At 35.2% G+C, this 20624-nt stretch carries 17 protein-coding genes, 1 other RNA gene, 1 pseudogene and 1 riboswitch; of the genes and pseudogenes, 6 read left to right on the top strand and 13 right to left on the bottom strand.

Translation table 11 applies throughout. The features are described 5' to 3' along the window. Nucleotides 1-48 precede the first annotated feature (48 nt). From A9G45_RS09965 to A9G45_RS09955, 3 genes are all read left to right on the top strand, one after another. Nucleotides 49-669 (top strand): L-threonylcarbamoyladenylate synthase, encoded by a 621-nt coding sequence (locus A9G45_RS09965; protein WP_065566756.1) that lies wholly within the window; start codon nt 49-51, stop codon nt 667-669. Between the two features lie 81 nt (nt 670-750). Next, entirely contained in the window at nt 751-1764 is a 1014-nt protein-coding gene (rluB, locus tag A9G45_RS09960) for a 23S rRNA pseudouridine(2605) synthase RluB (RefSeq protein WP_081297884.1), read from the top strand. A gap of 273 nt (nt 1765-2037) precedes the next feature. Continuing rightward, nucleotides 2038-3432, top strand: a complete 1395-nt coding sequence (locus A9G45_RS09955) for a hypothetical protein (RefSeq protein WP_065566755.1) — start codon at nt 2038-2040, stop codon at nt 3430-3432. 145 nt (nt 3433-3577) lie between these two features. Here A9G45_RS09955 and A9G45_RS09950 read toward each other — a convergent pair whose 3' ends face one another. The 3 genes and pseudogenes from A9G45_RS09950 to A9G45_RS09945 form a co-directional block, all read right to left on the bottom strand. Beyond that, complete coding sequence (locus A9G45_RS09950; protein ID WP_218057096.1) at nt 3578-4594, bottom strand: amidohydrolase family protein; 1017 nt, start codon at nt 4592-4594, stop codon at nt 3578-3580. A gap of 533 nt (nt 4595-5127) precedes the next feature. Next, nucleotides 5128-5211: pseudogene (locus tag A9G45_RS15015) on the bottom strand (hypothetical protein); the annotation flags it as partial. A gap of 169 nt (nt 5212-5380) precedes the next feature. Next, the gene (locus tag A9G45_RS09945; RefSeq protein ID WP_065566754.1) at nt 5381-5713 is read right to left on the bottom strand and encodes an IS3 family transposase; all 333 of its coding nucleotides are present in this window, start codon (nt 5711-5713) and stop codon (nt 5381-5383) included. A 225-nt stretch (nt 5714-5938) separates the two neighbouring features. On the opposite strand from A9G45_RS09945, the gene A9G45_RS09940 reads away from it, so the two are divergent. Together A9G45_RS09940 and A9G45_RS09935 are read left to right on the top strand one after the other, a co-directional pair. After that, entirely contained in the window at nt 5939-6364 is a 426-nt protein-coding gene (locus tag A9G45_RS09940; RefSeq protein ID WP_065566753.1) for a hypothetical protein, read from the top strand. 408 nt (nt 6365-6772) lie between these two features. Next, entirely contained in the window at nt 6773-7048 is a 276-nt protein-coding gene (locus tag A9G45_RS09935) for a DUF7710 domain-containing protein (RefSeq protein ID WP_065566767.1), read from the top strand. Nucleotides 7049-7388: 340 nt separating this feature from the next. Here the strand turns inward: A9G45_RS09935 and pbpC are convergent, their stop codons facing one another. From pbpC to queD, 4 genes are all read right to left on the bottom strand, one after another. Then, nucleotides 7389-9749: a penicillin-binding protein 1C gene (pbpC, locus tag A9G45_RS09930; protein WP_065566752.1), complete on the bottom strand. Its 2361-nt coding sequence runs from the start codon at nt 9747-9749 to the stop codon at nt 7389-7391. A 76-nt stretch (nt 9750-9825) separates the two neighbouring features. Beyond that, nucleotides 9826-11559, bottom strand: a complete 1734-nt coding sequence (argS, locus tag A9G45_RS09925) for an arginine--tRNA ligase (RefSeq protein ID WP_065566751.1) — start codon at nt 11557-11559, stop codon at nt 9826-9828. A 501-nt stretch (nt 11560-12060) separates the two neighbouring features. Further along, nucleotides 12061-12675, bottom strand: coding sequence for a 7-carboxy-7-deazaguanine synthase QueE (locus A9G45_RS09920; protein ID WP_065587870.1), 615 nt, complete (start codon nt 12673-12675; stop codon nt 12061-12063). Then, nucleotides 12672-13100 (bottom strand): 6-carboxytetrahydropterin synthase QueD, encoded by a 429-nt coding sequence (gene queD / locus A9G45_RS09915; protein WP_065566749.1) that lies wholly within the window; start codon nt 13098-13100, stop codon nt 12672-12674. The genes A9G45_RS09920 and queD overlap by 4 nt, the downstream gene beginning before the upstream one ends. Nucleotides 13101-13103: 3 nt before the next feature. Beyond that, nucleotides 13104-13149, bottom strand: a riboswitch (PreQ1 riboswitch). 272 nt (nt 13150-13421) lie between these two features. On the opposite strand from queD, the gene clpB reads away from it, so the two are divergent. After that, nucleotides 13422-15992 (top strand): ATP-dependent chaperone ClpB, encoded by a 2571-nt coding sequence (clpB, locus tag A9G45_RS09910; protein ID WP_065566748.1) that lies wholly within the window; start codon nt 13422-13424, stop codon nt 15990-15992. A 505-nt stretch (nt 15993-16497) separates the two neighbouring features. Here clpB and A9G45_RS09905 read toward each other — a convergent pair. The 6 genes from A9G45_RS09905 to xseB all read right to left on the bottom strand — a co-directional run bounded on the left by A9G45_RS09905 (nt 16498) and on the right by xseB (nt 20599). After that, on the bottom strand, nt 16498-17043 hold the full coding sequence (locus tag A9G45_RS09905) for a 5-formyltetrahydrofolate cyclo-ligase (protein WP_065566747.1): 546 nt from the start codon (nt 17041-17043) through the stop codon (nt 16498-16500). Between the two features lie 30 nt (nt 17044-17073). Then, nucleotides 17074-17255: non-coding RNA, 6S RNA (gene ssrS / locus A9G45_RS09900), on the bottom strand. A 65-nt stretch (nt 17256-17320) separates the two neighbouring features. Continuing rightward, nucleotides 17321-17605, bottom strand: a complete 285-nt coding sequence (gene zapA / locus A9G45_RS09895; RefSeq protein ID WP_065566746.1) for a cell division protein ZapA — start codon at nt 17603-17605, stop codon at nt 17321-17323. A gap of 7 nt (nt 17606-17612) precedes the next feature. Beyond that, nucleotides 17613-19469 carry a 1-deoxy-D-xylulose-5-phosphate synthase gene (gene dxs, locus A9G45_RS09890; protein WP_065566745.1) on the bottom strand — a complete coding sequence of 619 codons (1857 nt, stop codon included), beginning with the start codon at nt 19467-19469 and terminating at the stop codon, nt 17613-17615. Between the two features lie 22 nt (nt 19470-19491). Further along, on the bottom strand, nt 19492-20370 hold the full coding sequence (ispA, locus tag A9G45_RS09885; RefSeq protein ID WP_065566744.1) for a (2E,6E)-farnesyl diphosphate synthase: 879 nt from the start codon (nt 20368-20370) through the stop codon (nt 19492-19494). Beyond that, nucleotides 20354-20599 carry an exodeoxyribonuclease VII small subunit gene (gene xseB / locus A9G45_RS09880; RefSeq protein ID WP_065566743.1) on the bottom strand — a complete coding sequence of 82 codons (246 nt, stop codon included), beginning with the start codon at nt 20597-20599 and terminating at the stop codon, nt 20354-20356. The genes ispA and xseB overlap by 17 nt, the downstream gene beginning before the upstream one ends. Nucleotides 20600-20624 lie beyond the last annotated feature (25 nt).

Below are 20624 nucleotides of genomic sequence, written 5' to 3'. Positions count from 1 at the left end.
TTGATGGTATCATCTTCAACATTAAAATTATATTGATATAGAACAATTATGAGCCAAACTTTTTATATTCACCCTGATAACCCCCAAAAACGACTATTAGAGCAAGTTGTTAATATATTAAATGATGGCGGCGTTATCGCTTTTCCAACTGATTCGGGTTATTCACTAGGGTGCTTGCTTGATAATAAACAAGGTGTTGATCGTATTTGTCAAATTCGCCAGCTTGATAAGCGTCATCATTTTACGTTAATGTGCAGTGACCTTTCTGAACTGTCTTGTTATGCTTATGTGGATAATACCACTTTTCGGTTATTAAAAAATAATACACCAGGAAAATATGTCTTTATTTTACAAGCTAGCAAAGAAGTACCACGTCGATTATTGAATGAAAAGCGTAAAACAATAGGATTACGAATTCCAGATGATAAAATTGATTTAGCACTACTTGAATTATTAGGGCAGCCATTAATGACCACCACGCTGATTTTACCTAATGATGATCAGGCACAATCAGATCCCGACGAGATAGAAGATAAAATAGGCCATCAGCTCGATGCAATTGTACATGGCGGTTATATTAGCCAACAACCAACCAGTGTAATTGACTTAACTAATGACTATCCCGAAATTATACGTAAAGGAAGTGGTGACACTAAACCATTTGAATAAGCAACCATTTTTTATTGTCGATATTTCGACAATAGTATAAATAGATAAAATGATACCTGAGAAGGTAACAGTGAGGATAATATGAAACATAGCAGATCTACATTTTCACAAGTTAGTAAAAAAAACAATAAAATCAATGAAAAAGATAATCAATCCAATAAAAAAACGAAAGCGTTTTGCCCAGCAAGCGTAGCTCGTAAAAATTTGCCACCTGATAATACTGAAAAACTACAAAAGGTATTAGCTAATTTAGGAAATGGATCGCGCCGTGAAATTGAGGCAATGATTGCAGCAGGTAAAATCAGTGTGGATGGTAAAATTGCTACGTTAGGCGATCGCGTTGATGTTAATGCTAATCCTAAAATACGTATTAATGGGCATCTGGTTCAGCTTAGAAGTAAAGAAAAAGAGGTTTGCCGAGTCCTTGCTTATTATAAACCAGAAGGTGAAATTTGTTCTCGTAACGATCCGCAGGGGCGAGCAACGGTTTTTGAACGGTTACCTCGCTTAAAAAATGCTCGCTGGATTAATATTGGTAGACTTGATATCAATACTTCTGGCTTACTATTATTTACCACTGATGGTGAACTGGCTAATCGCTTAATGCATCCACGGCATGAAATTGAGCGTGAGTATGCTGTTCGCGTATTTGGTAATGTGACTGATCAACAGATTAACCAACTTCGTAAAGGGGTACAACTCGAAGATGGCCCTGCTTCATTTCAATCAATTAAAGCACAAGGTGGTGATGGACTTAACCAATGGTTTAATGTGGTTATCACTGAAGGTCGCAATCGAGAAGTTCGCAGAATGTGGGAAGCTATTGAAGTACAAGTTAGCCGATTGCTGCGTATTCGTTATGGCAATATCACTTTACCTAAAGGGCTGTCACGTGGAACGTGGATGGAATTAGGCATAGACTCTGTGAATTATCTACGTGAACTTGTTGGATTACCGCCAGAAGCCAAAAGCTTTACAACAGGATCATCGTCAGACAAACGTATAATAAGACCTAAGCGGGCTAAATTGACCAATTTGTCTAGAGCATCCTACGCGCCTCGCCAAGCGACAGCTAAAAAGCCAACTAGAAAATAACATGTTATAACTCTCAATAAAGTTAATTTTATTGAGAGTATTGTCTGATCACTTTATCTTACCTTTTATATTCTCTAAAAATAAGTATATTGATATTTTTTGAATAGAGACTATTTTTGTTCGCTTTTTTAGCAAAAATGGTTAATAAATTGTTTAAAATTTTCTATACACTAATTTGCACTAATTAATCGCAGATCAATTAGTTAAAAATAATAAAATGATTTTACCTGCAATGAATTGATAATTTAATTAAATCTATTTAAAGGAAATATTATGCGGATAGCCATAACAATTTTTTTTCTTTTTCTTTTTCTTTTATCTGCTTGTCATGCTCGAACGGCTGATCAAGCATATAAAGAAGGAAAGTATTTGGAAAGTATCAGTTTATTAACTGCCAGTATTGATGAAAAAGGTCAAGCAAAATTTGATAAAGGTAGAGCTGAAAAGTTACGCACTATAGTAAGTAATGTTATGGCTCATTATGAGGCGGATTTGGCTCACACAGCAAATACAGATTATCAACATCGTATTAACGCTTATCAAAGTTTACTTAAAATGAAAATGATGTTGAGCGATCGTTTTTATAGCCAAACTGTCAGCTTTTTTAATGATAAATACGATATCAAAAAGTTAGAAGAAACAATTGCTAAACAATATTATGATTATGGTAACTCTATAACTGGAACCGACAGCGAAAGTTACAGAAAAAGAGCTGATTTATATCAAAAAGGATTTGAGCAATATAACTATAAAAATATTGAAAACTTATATAAAAATGCAAAAACAAAATATATGCAACTTGCAGCTAAAGATTATTATAATCAAGGCAAAATGTTAGAGCAGCAAGGTAACTATAAAGCTGCAGCAGAGGCATTTAATAATGCTTCAGAGGTATACCAACCACTTGGGAAATACAAAGATAGTGGCAAGCTTGCTGTCGATAATGATCGAAAACATTGTGCACAAGAAGCAGAAAAATATTACCAACAGGCACAACAACTCGCAAATACCGCAACGCACCGTTACGAATTTCGCGAAGTAGCCAAATACTATGCCTGGGCCGCTTCAGCTTACAGACAATACGGAGCTTATCGTGATGCAACTTTTCAATCTGACAAATATACTAACAAAGGAATAGTTAGAATTTATTATAATTCTACAGAATTACGCTCTTATGTAAGAGATATTTTGCGTAAAGATTTTATTCAATTTGTTATTTACAATCCGAGTGAAGCTGATGTTATCATGCGTATAAAAAGTAATGTTGAATTTTCAGACCTTGGACAATCAGTTAACAATCAAACTAAAACTGAAAAAGTATTTGATAAATTTATTGAAATGGTTGACGATAACGGTAATAAAAATCAAGTCAAAACCTACAAAGATCAGCAATATAATTTACAAACGGTGACCCACAGCAATAAATTAACATTGACTACTGAAATTGAAGCTCATGGTGCGTATAGTTACAGCCGATCTTTTAATATTGAGCAGACATCTGCAAAATATGATTATATTTATTCTGGTAACGTGCCATCAAATTTACATAATTACAGTGAAGGCACTTTACAAAGTAGAGAAAGATTGCTTGAACTAGCTCAAAAACAACAATTAAACGAAGTAAAATTAAGGCTAGAAGACATTATTAGGGATCTTTCATATCTATAGTTAACGCAGAGTGTATTTCAAAGTATGGCAAAAAGTAGAGTGATCTACTTTTTGCCATACTCGATGAACAACATAATGGTTAAAATAGCAAATTAAAAATAATATTTTACAATATTATTTGATATTCTTTGGATTTTTAATTGAATTACTCAAGCCCAAGCACCATTCGCCCATTTTTTGTTGCCACATTAATCACATTATCTAAATCAGTATAGCGACATCCTGTTACTAACAGCTTAAGCTCTTCCCACATATTTCCCGTTGAAAATGGCAACATATAATCGCTCACATTATCGGTACCAATAGCAACAGGGATCCCCGCTGTTGCAAGTTCATCCACGGGCGTTAATGAGTTACGAGTAGGGCCTTGTTCTTCACGGCGAGGGCTATCAATCCAAGCAAAAGGACAAGCAATCACCATCATTTTTGCTTCTTTCATTTTTTTGTAGAGCTTTTGGCGGTATTCTAAACTATGAGCTGTAATCGAAATACTATGAATGGCAACAACTCTCCCATGCATGCCATGCTCAAGAGTTTTATCGGTAAGTTGCTCGGTTTCTATTTCATCTTGTGAATTAAACTGATCAACATGCACATGCACCATTTTGCCGAGTGATTTGCCTGTTTGCATTAACACATCAAGATGCTTAAGTCCCATATCTTTGCCATGATCACGCTCATCACGGCGAGGTAAACCACCAATAATATCAACTAAATCAGCGCCTTTATCAAACCAATAACGAGCATTTTTATCAATAACGCCTTTTAAAGTTTGATTGACTAGTTTTATAATGATGTCATTTTTATAAGTTTCTCGTGCTCTTAAAGCGCCTTTAATTGCTCGTTCTTCCGCAATCGGATCGATATCAACAAAAGATCCCATCGCACTCACACCTTGCTCAATCATTCGTTCAACAGCCATACTAAAATGACGATAGTAATCATCTTCGCTCATTGCTGCTTTCACTTTATCAAGGGTGTCCCATTTTTCAATCAAAGTCTGCTTTTGATAAACATCAAAGCTATCAACCGAGATGGTAAAAGCTCGATCAGCATGCATATGAGCATTAACCCATCCGCCATTTTGCTTAATTTTATTCATTAAATAGGCTTTTAAACTTTGGTCTCTTGTGGTTAACAACATTTTTTTATGCTCAATCATAATTAGCCTCTATAATTCAATTGTTTTAAATAGGAGTGAAATAATTGTATGGAATAGGTAAAAAAAATCCCCCAAAAAGGAGGATAAAATGTAATACCAATAAATTGAGTGATTAAAATGATTGATTTACTAATGCTCATTACACTCACGCCTTATTAATTAAAAATTGCAGAAATTCTAATCAAAATAAACGTAATAGCAAGCACTATCATTTATAAAATATCTAAATAAATGAAAATGTTATAGTATTATTTTTTAGATTATTTACTTGCAAAGTGAAATTTTAACCACACTAATAACCAGTAAGGGTTAAGCATAAAATTCTAACTAATTATTTAATAATGATAATTTATTGTCAAAAAAAAGAGATTAGTCATGTATTGTTCTGTTTTAGACTATTTGTCATATAAGCTGATTTTGGCGAAAATAGTGTGCTCACACTTTTTAGTACCAAAAAGATAAGATCATCGATTCATTTTATATTCAATCGATGACTGATAATTTAAAGATGGATGAAGCTGGTTGCCATTAAATCAATTCACATAGTGATTAAATTGCAACCTAAGCTGTTTAAGTGAATCAAAAATCGTGTTTGACACAAATTCAGTCTTCACCGATTTAAATGTCGCATCAGCAACCGCATTATCATAGGGTCATCCCTTATGGCTTAATGACCGCTGAATGCTAAATTCCCTTAAACATTCATCTAAAAATATATTATGTTCATCTAATTTTGCTAAAATTTCTGGCATAGGTTTTTTAAATGTAAGATTTACAATTATCACTTTATTCCCCTTGTTTAATAAAAAGTAAATTTAATGTAGTAGGTTTTGTATGGAATGGCAACTCATATTCAAACTTTAAAATATTGTTTTCCATACAGCGTTGTTGAAGCGCTTTGAGCAAAGTTATCAACTCTTGTTCTTGCGGACTGCGATTATCTTTTGTTTTAAATGAACCACTTTGGCTGGCTTGCGTTATCCAATGGTCTAATGTTGATGAGGTCAAATCAAATTCTGCAATGATTTCACTACGTGATTTACCGTGTTGATAAAGGCTAGCCATTTGGTGTTTAAAATCATCATTGAATGTTCGCCTTTTTCGTTTAATATTATTCAAGTTACCTCCTTTTTTAATTGTGATAAGTTTGCCTTACCCCCTTAAAAAAGTTGGATGATTTAGTGTAGCCTAACCTATCCTATCCAAGACGAATTGTACTTCATGGTGTAATCTAGGATTTAAGGCTATATATAGAAGAAAAACAGCTCAGAAGTGCGCATAATAAGCTCTGAAGTTATATTTAACATGGTGCTTTTGGAGGCAAATAGTTTAGGAGATAAATATATGACTGAATGGACAGGTGTTATGTATGGGTTTTATACTAATAAGTCGATAGATGATGTGTTTTCTTCATTGATCAAAAAAATAGCATCTATTAATTATAAATATAAACGAGATAGTTTTCGAGATGAAGAGTTTCTATTTTTCTATAAAAATGATGAAATGCAAGATTCTCATCTTGAGAATGGCTATAATTTGGATATTAATGGTGAAGGTTGCTTTGGAATCGAGGCAAAAAATACAACGTTGAATGGGATCGCTACACTATTTGAATTCGATAATGATTCGGATTTTGAACCTTATGATATAAATTTGCATTTTGATAATGTATTTTATTATGTACTTGTGTTACCTGAACTAATTGAAAATTCAGTTTTTTGTCAGAATATACATAATTTATTTGTTAATATTCTTCATGAGAAAAAATAGAATAAATACTTATCCAACTACAGACGTTTTACCCTGCTAATCGCAATTGGGCTGTTAGATGGATTTAATCTGTATTAGTATGCGTCTAATGGATTGACTTGAGTCGATCCGTGGAGGTTACATGCCAGCTCAACTTTTCCTTCTACTATAATAGTTAAAGATAGTGATATTATCATTGAGTACTATTATCATGGTAGGGGCACCCTCTAGCACATGTTCACGTAAAAGGTGAAGGTGGAATGATAGGGGGTGGAGCTAATGGGAAACCAGTAAAAAGCTAACCTGAGTTAAATAAACAACAGCGCAGTGTTGTTGATCGAAATATATCAAAATTGGAAAGGGTTTAAATACAATTAATCGTTGTTTTAAATATAAAAATCATCGTAGTAGGGTATGTGGGAGAAAATAATGCCATCTTTTATATGGATTTTTCATGGAAATGAAGCTCAGTTTTGCTCAGGTGTTTATGAGGAGTTAAAACAGGCAGAAGACTTTATAAAAAAATATTGTTTAAGTGGGATTTTAACAAAGATGCCTCTAAATAAAAGTGTATATGAATGGACTATTGAAAAAGGTTTTTTTGAACCTAAAAGGGATTATCAACATAGTGGTAAGTTTATTCAAAATTTTACTAGTGCTTATTTGGTTCATTACCATTATCAAAATGGCGAGAGGATGGAATAAAAATGCTAAGGATTTTGGTCTTTGTATGTTCAATATCATCTCGATTAAGTAAAAACTCATACAACTTATTGAACTTACGTTTAAGCAAATGGCATAATTTTAAAAAAACAGCCTGCTTTTATTCTTAGGCGTTAAGGCCAATTGCACTTCATGGTGTAATCTAGGTGGGCTTAGTTGTAGGCAGTTGATCCGCATAATGCGGTATTTTATTTTATTGAATTTGTCAACTAAACTAAAAATCATATTAATGAATTAGTAATTAATACAGTTAAATAATTAATGTAATTTAAATTCTCATTATGATCCTACGCCATTTAAAGTTAGCTATCATCATAATCGATTAATCAAAAAGTTCGATTTTAATTTTTCTAGAATTACTTCGTCCCAAATCATCCATCACTAATATTTTGAATGTGCCACTTTGTGTTGGGATCCAGTTAATTGCATTTCTTGGATCTGTTTGCCCAATAAAATTATTATTAACAAACCAGTAAAGTGTTTTTACATTGCCATCACTGGTAGCAGTAAAACTGATTTGTTCATTTTTTTGTTTTGTTGATCTAAATTGATAAACCACATTTTTAAGTGGTGAAGTTATTTTGGGTGGTTCACCTAAATAGTTTTGCGATGAACGGCAATGCTTGGTTGATGGTGGTGTTTTTTTAGGAATGCCTGCGCTTGCAAAAATAGCAGCTAAATCTGAAGGCCAGTATTCAAAAACGGCTAAGTGAGACGTTGTTAAGTCATAAGGCGGGCAAACTGCTTTACCTGTTTGGTTATCGATCATAACGGGTCTAAAAATAGTATCTGGATTAATTGGCGAAACGCCAGGGATAAACCATGTTTTGCCTTTTGCTTTGCACCATTGAGTTAATAAATTACCACTCGTTAGGCAAATATCAATACGCTTTAAATTAGGCGGTAATGGGCGATTCGGTTTATGCAAGTTAGGATAATAAGCATTTATACTATCAACAATATTAAAAAAAAGTGGCGTAGCAGCATCTACACCTACAAAAGCATTATTGCCACTACCATCAAAATTACCAAGCCAAACGACCATAGCGTAATGGCCAAAAGTTCCTGCTGTCCAAGCATCACGAAATCCCCATGATGTACCCGTCTTCCATGCAACAGGAATTATTTTATTTTGCATTTTACTAAGAACATCTTGTGGGCGAGTATTTTGTTTCAGCATATCAATTGTCATAAATGCCGCTTGAGGGCTTAACAATTGTTGCGGTTCGGGTAACGTATGTTGTGGCTTGGGTAATATCGTTGGTTCAGTAAATTTTAATGGTTGCCAACGCCCTTCATTAGCTAACATAGCATACAGTCCAACTAATTCTTGCGCACTAATTTCACCGCCGCCGAGAACTAGAGATAAACCATAATGTGATTCATCAGCAAGTTTTTCAATGTGGGCATTAACTAAGAATTGATAAAAAGAGGGATTATGTAATTTAGAAGCAACCGTTACTGCAGGTATATTACGGCTATGAATTAATGCATCGGTTGCTGAGATAGGACCACGAAAGTTACGATCAAAATTTTCAGGAGTATATGCCCCAAAATCGGTGGCAACATCCTTTAGAATAGTACGAGGATGCAAAACGCCTTGATCAATGCCTAGCGCATAAATAAATGGTTTAAGTGTAGAGCCAGGTGAGCGTTTGGCAAGCGTGCCGTTAACTTGACCTTGAATAGAATTACCAAAGTAATTTGCCGATCCTATCAGCGCCTTAACCTGCATTGTTTGTGTATCAACCAAAATCACCGATGCATTATTAATGTTTTTTAAACGGCTTCGTTCAATAAACAAATTAACTTGCCGACTAATGATTTTTTGCAAATTACTATCTAACGTCGTTTTAACTTCTTGAGCATTGCTATGGTGTTGTTGAATTATCTGATTAACAAAATGAGGCGCGCCAAAAGGCATTTGTTCAGGTTGGCGTAAAACTAGTTTTTGCAAAAAAAGAGCGGCAATATTGCTATCTACATCATATTTTTCTTGCCAGCGTTCAAATAATTGATTTCTGGCTTTTACTAATGCTTTACCTGCAAATCCTGTTTTACGATCAATACGGTATGTTGGTGATTGAGGTAGAACCACTAGCGTTAATGCTTCAGGTAAATTCATTTGCGATGGTGGCTTATTAAAATAGATTAACGATGCTGCACCAATACTTTCAATATTGCGCCCGAAAGGCGCATAATTTAAATAAGCCTCTAAAATATCATGCTTAGAATACATCAACTCTAATTGTATCGCTCGAGCAATTTGATGCAATTTACCGCCAATATTTTTAGTATTTAACTGCCAACGCATTCGTGCTAACTGCATGGTAATGGTTGATGCACCTTGACGATTACCCCCACCTAAATAGGTTGCGCCAAAAGCTCTAGCTAAACTAAATGGATTAATACCGATATGATAATAAAACCACTGATCTTCGTGTAATAGTAGTCCATTAATAATATCGGGTGAAACATCCTCTAAAGGTGTCCATAAACGATACCGATCATCGTTGGCTAATGTCATTCGAATGAGTTGGTTATTGTCATCATAATAGCGTTTTGAAAAAGTTAGTGGTTCACAAAGAGGTGGATGTGGATACAAACGAATCACAAGGATAGCAATAAATAATAGCAACAAAGCCATTAACTTATTTTGATGACGAACAATAAATCCAATCATATTTAGTTATAAAAATTAAAATGTAATATATTTAAGCAAAAATGCCACTTATGCATTAGCATAGGTGGCGACTTAACTACATTTTATCAACCGTCTTAATACCTAACATGTCAAGACCAGTTTTAAGTGTTTTCGCTGTTAAAGAGGCTAATTTTAAACGGCTTTGTTTTAAACTTTCGCTTTCGGCTGCTAAAATAGGGCAGTTTTCATAAAAGCTTGAAAACAGCGTTGCAATTTCATAAAGATAAGCACAAAGCACATGAGGTGTTCCTTCACTAGCTACAATTGAAATAGTTTCATCAAACTGAATTAAACGCATTGCTAAAGCTCGTTCTTTGTCTGTGTCTAAACTAATTTTGCCTGTTAAACTGTCTTCGTTAATATTTTCTTTTTTAAATATGGACAGTACTCGAGTGTAAGCATATTGCAAATAAGGTGCGGTATTACCTTCAAATGACAACATATTATCCCAATCAAACACATAATCGGTAGTACGATTTTTTGAAAGATCGGCATATTTAACAGCACCAATAGCGACAGCATCAACTATTTGGGCAAGCTCACTGTCAGATAATTCAGGATTTTTGCTACGAATTAACGTTGTTGCACGTTCACACGCTTCATCTAACAAATCATTTAATTTAACGGTATCACCAGAGCGAGTTTTAAATGGCTTGCCATCTTTACCCAACATCATACCAAACATATGGTGTTCTAGTTTTAATGATTCAGGCACATACTTCGCTTTATGAACAATTGTCCAAACTTGCTCTAAATGTTGATGTTGGCGGGAGTCAATATAATAAAGAATACGATCAGCATGTAATGTTTCGTAACGGTATTTAACGCAAGCAATATCAGTTGTCGCATAAAGGTAGCCACCATCACGTTTTTGGATGATAACGCCCATTGGTTCGCCTTCTTTGTTTTTATACTCATCAAGAAAAACAACAATCGCCCCTTCACTTTCAACCGCAAGCCCTTTCTGTTTTAAATCGGCAACGATATTAGGTAGCATGCTGTTATAGATGCTTTCACCCATGGTGTCTTCAAGCGATAAGGTAACATTTAAACGTTGATAAGTGGCAATATTTTGCGTCATGGTAATATCAACTAGCTTGCGCCACATATCACGACAATATTCATCGCCACCTTGTAATTTCACTACATAATTACGCGCTTTTTCGGCAAATACTTCGTCTTCGTCATAATGTTTTTTAGCTGCGCGATAGAAAGATTCTAAATCTGATAGCGCCATGTCATTAGCATGCTCATTTTGCATTTTTTCAAGATACGCAATTAACATACCAAACTGAGTGCCCCAGTCTCCAACATGGTTAGCACGGATAACGTGATGACCTAAAAAAGATAAAACACGAACACTGGCATCGCCAATAATTGTTGAGCGCAAATGTCCAACATGCATCTCTTTTGCCACATTAGGCGCAGAATAATCAACCACAATGGTTTGAGGTTTTGCAGGTAAAGTAATGTTAAGTTTATCACTGCTTAAAGCAATTTCATTTTGCTCAGCAATCCAACTATTTTTTAAAAAGATATTGATAAACCCAGGACCTGCAATCTCAACTTTTTCAGCAATATCATCAACATCAAGATGTTGTAAAACTGTCTGAGCAAGTTCCCGAGGTGGTATGCCTAGCTTTTTGGCAATTGACATAACGCCATTAGCTTGATAATCGCCAAATTGCACTTTAGTTGATTGCTTAATCAGCGCATCGCAGTTCTTATCTGCACCCGCCATAATCATTGCTTGCGAAACACGTTGTGTTAATAATTGTTGAATATTCACACTAAACCTAACTAATTATAATAAAATGACCAATATAATACCGACAAAGTCGATAATTGTCACTGATTGCATAAGTGGCTCGATGGTTTTTGCTTAAAGAAAAAGTGAAAAATTTAAGTAAAATCGATATGCTACTTTATGATTTATTATAAATAACCCTATTTGATTATTTGTCAGTATATTTAGGGTTGCAAAAAACTTCAATAAAATCAATGGCTTTTCTGAATGATTTTTAAACAAAAAAATAAACTTATTTTGTGGATTATGTGTTTGGAGAACATTTGTGATTATCAATACCCCTTTTTACTAGCAAAGCTTAAAGAATCGACATAAAGCCACTTCATACCAACAAAAACCACTAAAAAATGGAGCAAAATGAAGTTATTTTATTAATTTAAGCAAATAGTGACTTATCTAATTAACTTTCATTATCTTTTTATTTAAAAATTTCTATTCAATCTCATTCTCCAATATTTAACGAGTTAGATTAAAAAATAGACACTATTCAATATCTGCAAGTTTATGACTTTGTATATTCAATAACCATTTATTATCTAATCGATTTTCGTTAATTTTTCCCAGTAGTTTTATGGTATCAAATATATTGAATGCACCATCTTTTTCACAAGGTGAAAGATAATAGCGTTTTGCCTGTATCTGAGTTTCGATATATTGGCAAAAAGCAATAAAATCACGGTGGTTTTCGGTAACAATTCGCACTTCATTGGCTGTTGGTTGGACTATTTTTTGATAGTGCGACTGGTAGCAAAATTTCGGGCTGAGGGCAATATAATCAATAAGCGCATCGACTTTGCCAAGACCGTTACTTTCAATGGCAATAAAATAACCAGCATTTTTTAATGACAAAAGTAGCTGTGGTAACGCTTTAACCCTAGTGGGTTCACCCCCTGTAATAATAATGTTTTTACTTTTGTATTCGCTTACTTTTGCTATTAATGCCTCTAAGGTAAATCGAGTAAATTGGCGAAAGTTAGTATCACACCAAGCACAATTTAAATTACAGCCTGCAAAGCGGATAAAAATAGCAGGCATTCCCGTATTATAACCTTCGCCTTGTAAAGATTCGAAGATTTCAACTATGCGAAATTCGATCACTTTGGGCTCCGATAATATTCACAATATGAAGTTGGTGTTTCCCATAATTTGATCATCGAAACAGGCAAATATTTAGATAAGCAATCAAAAATAAATTTACTCATCCCTTCTGCAGTTGTTCGGCACGGTAAGGCAAAGACTTTGCGATCCATTTCTTGCAATAATGTAGCAATACGGCACTCATTTCTATTATTTTGATTATAAAGGTAAGCGTGATCGAAAGGATCGACAATATACTTTTTAACAATCATTTTTAGATCGGCATAATCCATTACCATATCTTGACTTGAACCACTATCGATAAGATCACCGCTAATTTCGACTAATAAGCGGTAAGTATGACCATGCAGGTTATGACACTTTTTATTGTGTCCATCTAGCATATGACAAGCATCAAATTGAAACTCTTTGGCTATTTTGAACATGTTGTATTCCTAGTTTTTTTACGTGGGATGGGTTACGAACCACGGTTAGCACGCCTAACAAAATAAAGGTGTTAATATAATGGATAAAAGTTGATTTGTCATCTTTCAACACTGGTTGAACGTGTATTTATATATTACAAACAACTTTATTTTGGCGCTAATTAAGTTTTTTAAATACTCGCTAATTTACTGTACAAATTTTATAAAAAATATTTTAAATTTGCTCTTGAAATTTAGGTTGCAACACTCATTTAGATATCATGCAAATGGGTTGAATGTATACACGCTTAACTCAAATCTATTGCTCAGGAGATAAATACGATGAGGTTAGATAAATTAACAAACAAGTTCCAACAAGCTTTAGCTGATGCGCAGTCAATGGCATTAGGTAAAGACAATCAATATATAGAGCCTGTGCATGTTCTATCAGCCATGCTTAATCAAGAAGGCAGCAGTGTAGCGCCATTGTTAGCTTCAGCGGGTGCAAATGTAGCTATTTTACAACAAGAATTAACTCAGGCGATTGATCGATTACCGCAAGTTCAAGGTGTGGGTGGGGAGGTTATTCCATCACAAGAGTTTGTCCGTACACTTAATTTGTGCGATAAATTATCGCAAAAAAATGGTGACAGTTATATATCATCAGAGCTCTTTATCTTAGCTGCTTTAGAAGATAAAGGGAGCCTAAGTGATATTCTTAAAAAATCAGGTGTCAATAAAGACAAGTTTAGCCAAGCCGTCAATCAAGTAAGAGGTAGTGATAACGTGAATGATCCTAATGCAGAAGATCAACGCGGTGCGTTGAAAAAATATACCATTGATTTAACGCAACGGGCAGAACAAGGCAAACTTGATCCTGTTATTGGGCGTGATGAAGAAATTCGTCGAACTATTCAGGTATTACAACGTCGTACTAAAAATAATCCCGTATTAATTGGTGAGCCGGGTGTAGGTAAAACCGCTATTGTTGAAGGATTAGCACAACGTATCGTTAACCGTGAAGTACCTGAAGGATTGCGTAATAAACGCGTTTTATCATTAGATATGGGTGCCTTGATTGCAGGTGCAAAATATCGTGGCGAATTTGAAGAACGTTTAAAGGCCGTACTTAAAGATTTAGCGAAAGAAGAAGGCCGTATTATATTATTTATTGACGAAATCCATACCATGGTTGGTGCAGGGAAAAGCGATGGTGCAATGGATGCTGGTAATATGTTAAAACCAGCATTGGCTCGAGGGGAATTACATTGCGTTGGTGCAACAACATTAGACGAATATCGCCAATATATTGAAAAAGATCCTGCGTTAGAGCGTCGTTTTCAAAAAGTGTATGTTGCCGAGCCAACTGTTGAAGACACGATTGCTATTTTGCGAGGATTAAAAGAACGTTATGAATTGCATCATCATGTGCAAATTACCGATCCAGCCATTGTCGCTGCGGCAACGTTATCGCATCGTTATATTTCTGATCGCATGTTACCTGACAAAGCGATTGATTTAATTGATGAGGCGGCATCCAGTATTCGTATGCAAATGGATTCAAAACCGGAATCGTTAGATCGACTTGAAAGACGTATTATTCAACTCAAACTTGAGCAGCAAGCGCTTAAAAAAGAGTCTGATGATGCTAGTAAAAAACGTCTTGAGATGCTAAATGATGAACTTTCTGAAAAAGAAAAAGAATATGCATCACTTGAAGAAGAATGGAAGTCAGAAAAAGCGGCTGTTTCGGGTACGCAAAGCATTAAAGCTGAACTTGAAAAAGCACGTACTGAAATAGAGCAAGCACGTCGCGCTGGTGATCTGAATAAAATGTCTGAATTACAATACGGTAAAATTCCAGAACTCGAAAAGAAACTTGCTTCAGCAACACAGTTAGAAGGCAAAACAATGAAGTTATTGCGCAACAAAGTGACTGATAACGAAATTGCTGAGGTGTTGTCTAAAGCGACCGGTATTCCAGTTTCTAGAATGCTTGAGAGCGAAAAAGACAAATTATTACATATGGAAGATGCCTTACATAAACGTGTAATAGGTCAAAATGAAGCGGTTGTTGCTGTAGCTAATGCGATTCGTCGTAGTCGGGCTGGGCTTTCTGATCCTAATAAACCAATTGGATCGTTCCTATTTTTGGGACCAACAGGGGTCGGTAAAACCGAACTTTGCAAATCACTGGCTAACTTTATGTTTGACAGCGAAGATGCCATGGTACGTATTGATATGTCAGAGTTTATGGAAAAACACTCCGTTGCTCGCTTAATTGGCGCACCTCCTGGCTATGTCGGTTATGAAGAAGGGGGTTATTTAACCGAAGCAGTAAGGCGTCGTCCATACTCAGTGATATTACTTGATGAAGTTGAAAAAGCGCACCCAGATGTCTTTAATATCTTACTGCAAGTATTAGATGATGGGCGTTTAACGGATGGTCAAGGTCGCACGGTTGATTTTCGTAATACCGTCATAATTATGACATCAAACTTAGGATCTGACTTAATTCAAGGTCAAGTTGAGCTAAGTTATGACGAAATGAAAGCTCTAGTGATGACAGTTGTAACTAAACATTTTAGACCAGAATTTATTAATCGTATTGACGAAACAGTGGTATTCCACCCATTAGGTCAAGAAAACATCAAAGCGATTGCAAAAATTCAGTTGGCGCATGTTGAAAAACGCTTAGATGAACGTGGTTACCAAATGGATATTACTGATGCAGCGCTTGAACATCTTGCTAAAGTGGGCTTCGATCCAATTTATGGTGCAAGACCGTTAAAACGCGCAATTCAACAAGAGATTGAAAATCCATTAGCGCAACAAATACTGTCAGGCAAATTAGTCCCAGGTAAAACCATTCATTTGGATTTAGTTGGTGATAATATCGAAGCTAGACAGTAAGCAAACATAAATTTACAAACCGACCTGTTAGGGTCGGTTTTTTTATATTAGAATGGCGTTATCGTTTAGCAAAAATCTTGAATTTTTTGTATAAAGAATAATAGCGTCACCCTATAATTTATGTCGTTTTACATTATCAGACAAGTTAACGGTGCTTGTTGAATTACGTAGCGAATAGCGTTTTTTATCTGTAACTGATTGATCAATTACCGCCAATCCCTTGTTATTCACTTGATTAATAAAACCTTGTTTCTTAAATTTAATTTATCAATAGCATGCATGCCTATAGCCGTCCCTAGTTTATTAACAATGCTTGAGTAAATGAAATATTCAATTAATTTTCTGTATATTAAATAACTAAAATATACCTGTTTGATGGTAGTGCATAGTAAAAAGGCAAAGTAAGCTTTTTATACTATAAAAAATAGGTTTAGAGGTTTAAAAATAATATTATTGTTTAGTGGTAAGTTATTTTTATATCTAAAAATAAAATATATTAATAAATTTAAGCATAAATAATTTCTGGCAACCGAATATCCCATGGTTTGTTGTCAATATGCTGTACTTTTTGGCAAGCAAAAGCAAGCCCAATAGGTAAAATTTGTTGGGCTTGATAATTTGCTAGTAATCGGTCGTAAAATCCGCCTCCCATTCCCATACGATAACCTCGTTGATCAAAAGCCACGAGTGGTGTAAATACGATATCAAGTTGATGGTAAGGCAGTATCTTTGATTGATTTAATTCAGGCTCTAATATACCAAATTTATTTTTAATAAGTGAAGTTTGTTTAGTATATTGCAAAAAAAGCAAATCTGTGGGCACCAAAGGATTGATAATGGGTAAGTAGACAGATTTATTTTTTTCCCATAAATATTCAATAATGGGCTTAGTTTCAACTTCGCCATCAAATGATAAAAATATAGCAATATTGTTTGCTGTTTTTATCGCTTGATGATGGGCAATTTTTTGGTATATAGCTTGTTGCGCAATGTCGCGTTCAGTAGGGGATAATTGCCGTCTTTTTTGACGGATAAGTTGCCTAATATTCATCAGTTCTTACACTTGCTGAAAGTGTCGAAAAAGCACTCCAAGATGCCGTTAAGGTCGTAACCCTTGAACCCAAGGTTCAAGGTGAACATCGTGTTTTAATTTTTAGGTTTCCTTACAAGTAAGGCATACACACCAACTAAAAGTCACTCCGTTCTAAAAATAAGAATATCGGCTCAGGGGACTAACCCATATCGCGAGCATCTCAGAGATAGATATCATAATACAAAATTTGACGAATCATACAAGATTATTTGTATTAAATTTACAATTAATTACATTAATTGTTGGTATTTAGGGCAGAATCAAGTAATTGCTGTAACATTTTTAGTCGATCGCTAAATTCATTACTTTTTTCTTTTTCTTTTGTAAGTTCATAAGAAATATTCAGTGCAGCCGTCATAATAAGTTGATCACTGGTGATCTGTGGCGATTTTTCTCGTAAATTTGTTAAGCGCGTATCGAGATCTTTTGCAGCACTATTAAGTGCGTTAACTTCATCAATCGGACAATTAAATTTTAATGTTCTTCCAAAAATTTGAATAGTGACAGCTTGAGTTTCCATATTTAACCTATTGATTCATAAAATTATTAATTTTATCGATAATGTGCTTTGGATCTAACCCTATTTCTTGCCTTACTTCGTTTTGAGATCCTTGAGAAATAAATTTATCGGGCAACCCAATATTTAAAATATCACATTTTATTTTTTTCGATAATAAATATTCACCGACGCCGCTACCGGCTCCGCCTTTAATACTGTTTTCTTCAATGGTGACTAGTATATTATGTGTTTGGCTAATCTGCAAAAGGACTTTTTCATCTAATGGTTTTACAAAACGCATATCAATGACTGTAGCATCGATTTGCTCTGCTGCTTGTAATACTTCGGTTAGTAAAGTGCCAAAATTAAGTAAAGCAATATTTTTTCCTTCTCGACATAATTTCGATTGCCCTAAAGGGATTACTTCTAATGGTTTTAATTGTGCTCCAGTACCTTCACCACGAGGATAACGCACTGCTACAGGCCCGTTATGTAAATAACCGGTATAAAGCATTTGTCGACACTCGTTTTCATCACTTGGCGTCATAATAACCATATTGGGCACGCAACGTAAATAACTTAAGTCAAATGCTCCTTGGTGAGTTTCGCCATCCGCACCAACAATCCCAGCACGATCTATGGCAAACAGTACTGGTAAGTTTTGAATGGCGACATCGTGGATGACTTGATCGTAAGCACGTTGTAAAAAAGTTGAATAGATGGCAACAATAGGTTTTAAACCACTAATTGCAAACCCAGCCGCTAATGTAACCGCGTGTTGTTCTGCTATTGCAACATCAAAAAATTGATCTGGATAACGATTGGCAAACTTTGTCATGCCTGAACCTTCACCCATTGCAGGTGTTATCGCCATTAAACGGTTATCATTTTTCGCCATTTCACATAGCCAATCGCCAAAAATTTGCGAATACGTTGGGATTGCTCTTGGCGTGGCAGGTAATATGCCATCATTAGGATTGAATTTAGGTACTCCATGCCATAGTGTCGGATCTTTTTCAGCTGGCTCATAACCTTTACCTTTTTGCGTAATCACATGAAGCAACTGTGGACCTTTTAATTGGCGAACTTTTTGTAAAGTCGTAACTAAACTATCTATATCGTGCCCATCAACAGGGCCAATATAATTAAAACCAAGCTCTTCAAATAAGGTTGCAGGCGTGACTAAGCCTTTTAAGTGTTCTTCCGTTTTTTTAAAGAGCTCTTTTAGAGGGGGAATATTGGCCAATACACGTTTGCCACTTTCCCGAAAAGATGTATAGGCTTTGCTTGATAAAATTTGAGTAAGATGTTGGTTAAGTGCTCCAGTGTTTGCGGAAATCGACATATCATTGTCATTAACAATCACTAGCATATCGGGTTTGATATGACCAGCATGATTCATTGCTTCAAATGCCATACCTGCTGTTAATGCACCATCGCCAATAACCGCGACTACTTGTTTTCCCGATTGTTTTTTTTGTTCGCTAATGGCAATTCCTAGCGCTGCACTAATTGAAGTTGAAGAGTGCCCTGTAGTTAGCACATCATATTCACTCTCATTACGATGAGGAAATGGATGAAGCCCCCCTTTTTGGCGAATAGTGAGCATCTGATCTCTGCGACCAGTCAAAATTTTGTGAGGATAAGCCTGATGCCCTACATCCCAAATAATTTTATCAAAGGGAGTGTAATAGACATAATGTAGTGCGGTAGTTAATTCAACCACACCTAATCCCGATGCTAAATGACCACTTGATTGACTAACACATGTTAGTAAATATTGCCTAAGCTCTAGGCAAATAGAGGATAACTGCGACTGAGGAAAACATCTTAAATCCTCGGGCGAGTTGATTTGTTTTAACAAAGGGTAATTATTTAAATTCATTATGTGATATTTTAGTTAGTTACTAATTATTGCGATTAATAATAAAACCAGCAAGGTCATGCAAAGGTTGCGTATTATAAGGTATTTGCTTAAGACTATCGATAGCTTGTTGATAAAGTTGTTGAGTTAGCTTTATCGCATTATCCAGTCCAATTAATGCTGGATATGTGCTTTTTTCATGAATGAGATCTGAACCTTTTGGTTTACCCATTATTGATTGTTCGCCAATGACATCTAAAATGTCATCTTGAATTTGAAATGCCAGACCAATTGATTCGGCGTAGTTATCAAGCATTAGTTGATAAGGCTGCGCTATTTCGCCACTAGCAAATGCGCCCAAACGGATCGCTGTTTTGATTAAAGCACCTGTTTTATAGCAATGAATATTTTGCAAATGTTCCACACTAATTGACTGATGTGTAGCCAACAAATCCAACGATTGACCTAGGCACATGCCAGTAGCGCCACTAGCATGTGCAAGTTCGGTTATCATATTAATCTTGGCATTTGAATCAAGGCGTTCACTTTTTGCTAATAATAAAAAGGCAAAACTTTGTAAGGCATCACCAGCAAGTATAGCCTGAGCTTCACCGAATTGGATATGGCAGGTTGGTTTGCCTCGGCGTAAATCGTCATTATCCATTGCCGGCAGATCATCATGAATCAATGAATAAGTATGAATAGACTCAATAGCAGCAGCAGCTTCATCTAATTTAGAAAGAGGGCAATTGAACAATTGACCTGTTAAGTAGACTAAAATTGGTCGAATTCGTTTACCTCCAGCCAGTAAGCTATAACTCATTGCTTGTTGGAGTTTTGAACTTTCAATTTGCGCAATGCATGTAGCTAAAAACGAATCAATTCGTTCTTGTAACGGTTTTAAACTATTCATTATCATCATTTGTAAATTCTGACAGTTCGGCATCACTATTTTCAGATAATAAAATATCAATGCGTTGTTCCGCTTTCTGTAACTGCTTTTGACCTGCTTTTGCTAATTTTATTCCTTTTTCGAACTCATTTAGAGCCTCATCTAAAGGCAGTTCGCCGTTTTCTAGTTGATTTACAATGGTTTCAAGTTGTTTAAGTGTTTCCTCGAAACTTAATTCTTTATCTTGTTTTTTTGCCATATTCAATTCCTCGTTACGTTCGATG

The sequence above is a fragment of the Gilliamella sp. HK2 genome (assembly GCF_001690265.1).
Classification (GTDB): domain Bacteria; phylum Pseudomonadota; class Gammaproteobacteria; order Enterobacterales; family Orbaceae; genus Gilliamella; species Gilliamella apicola_C.
This window is presented reverse-complemented; position numbering and strand designations above follow the sequence as displayed.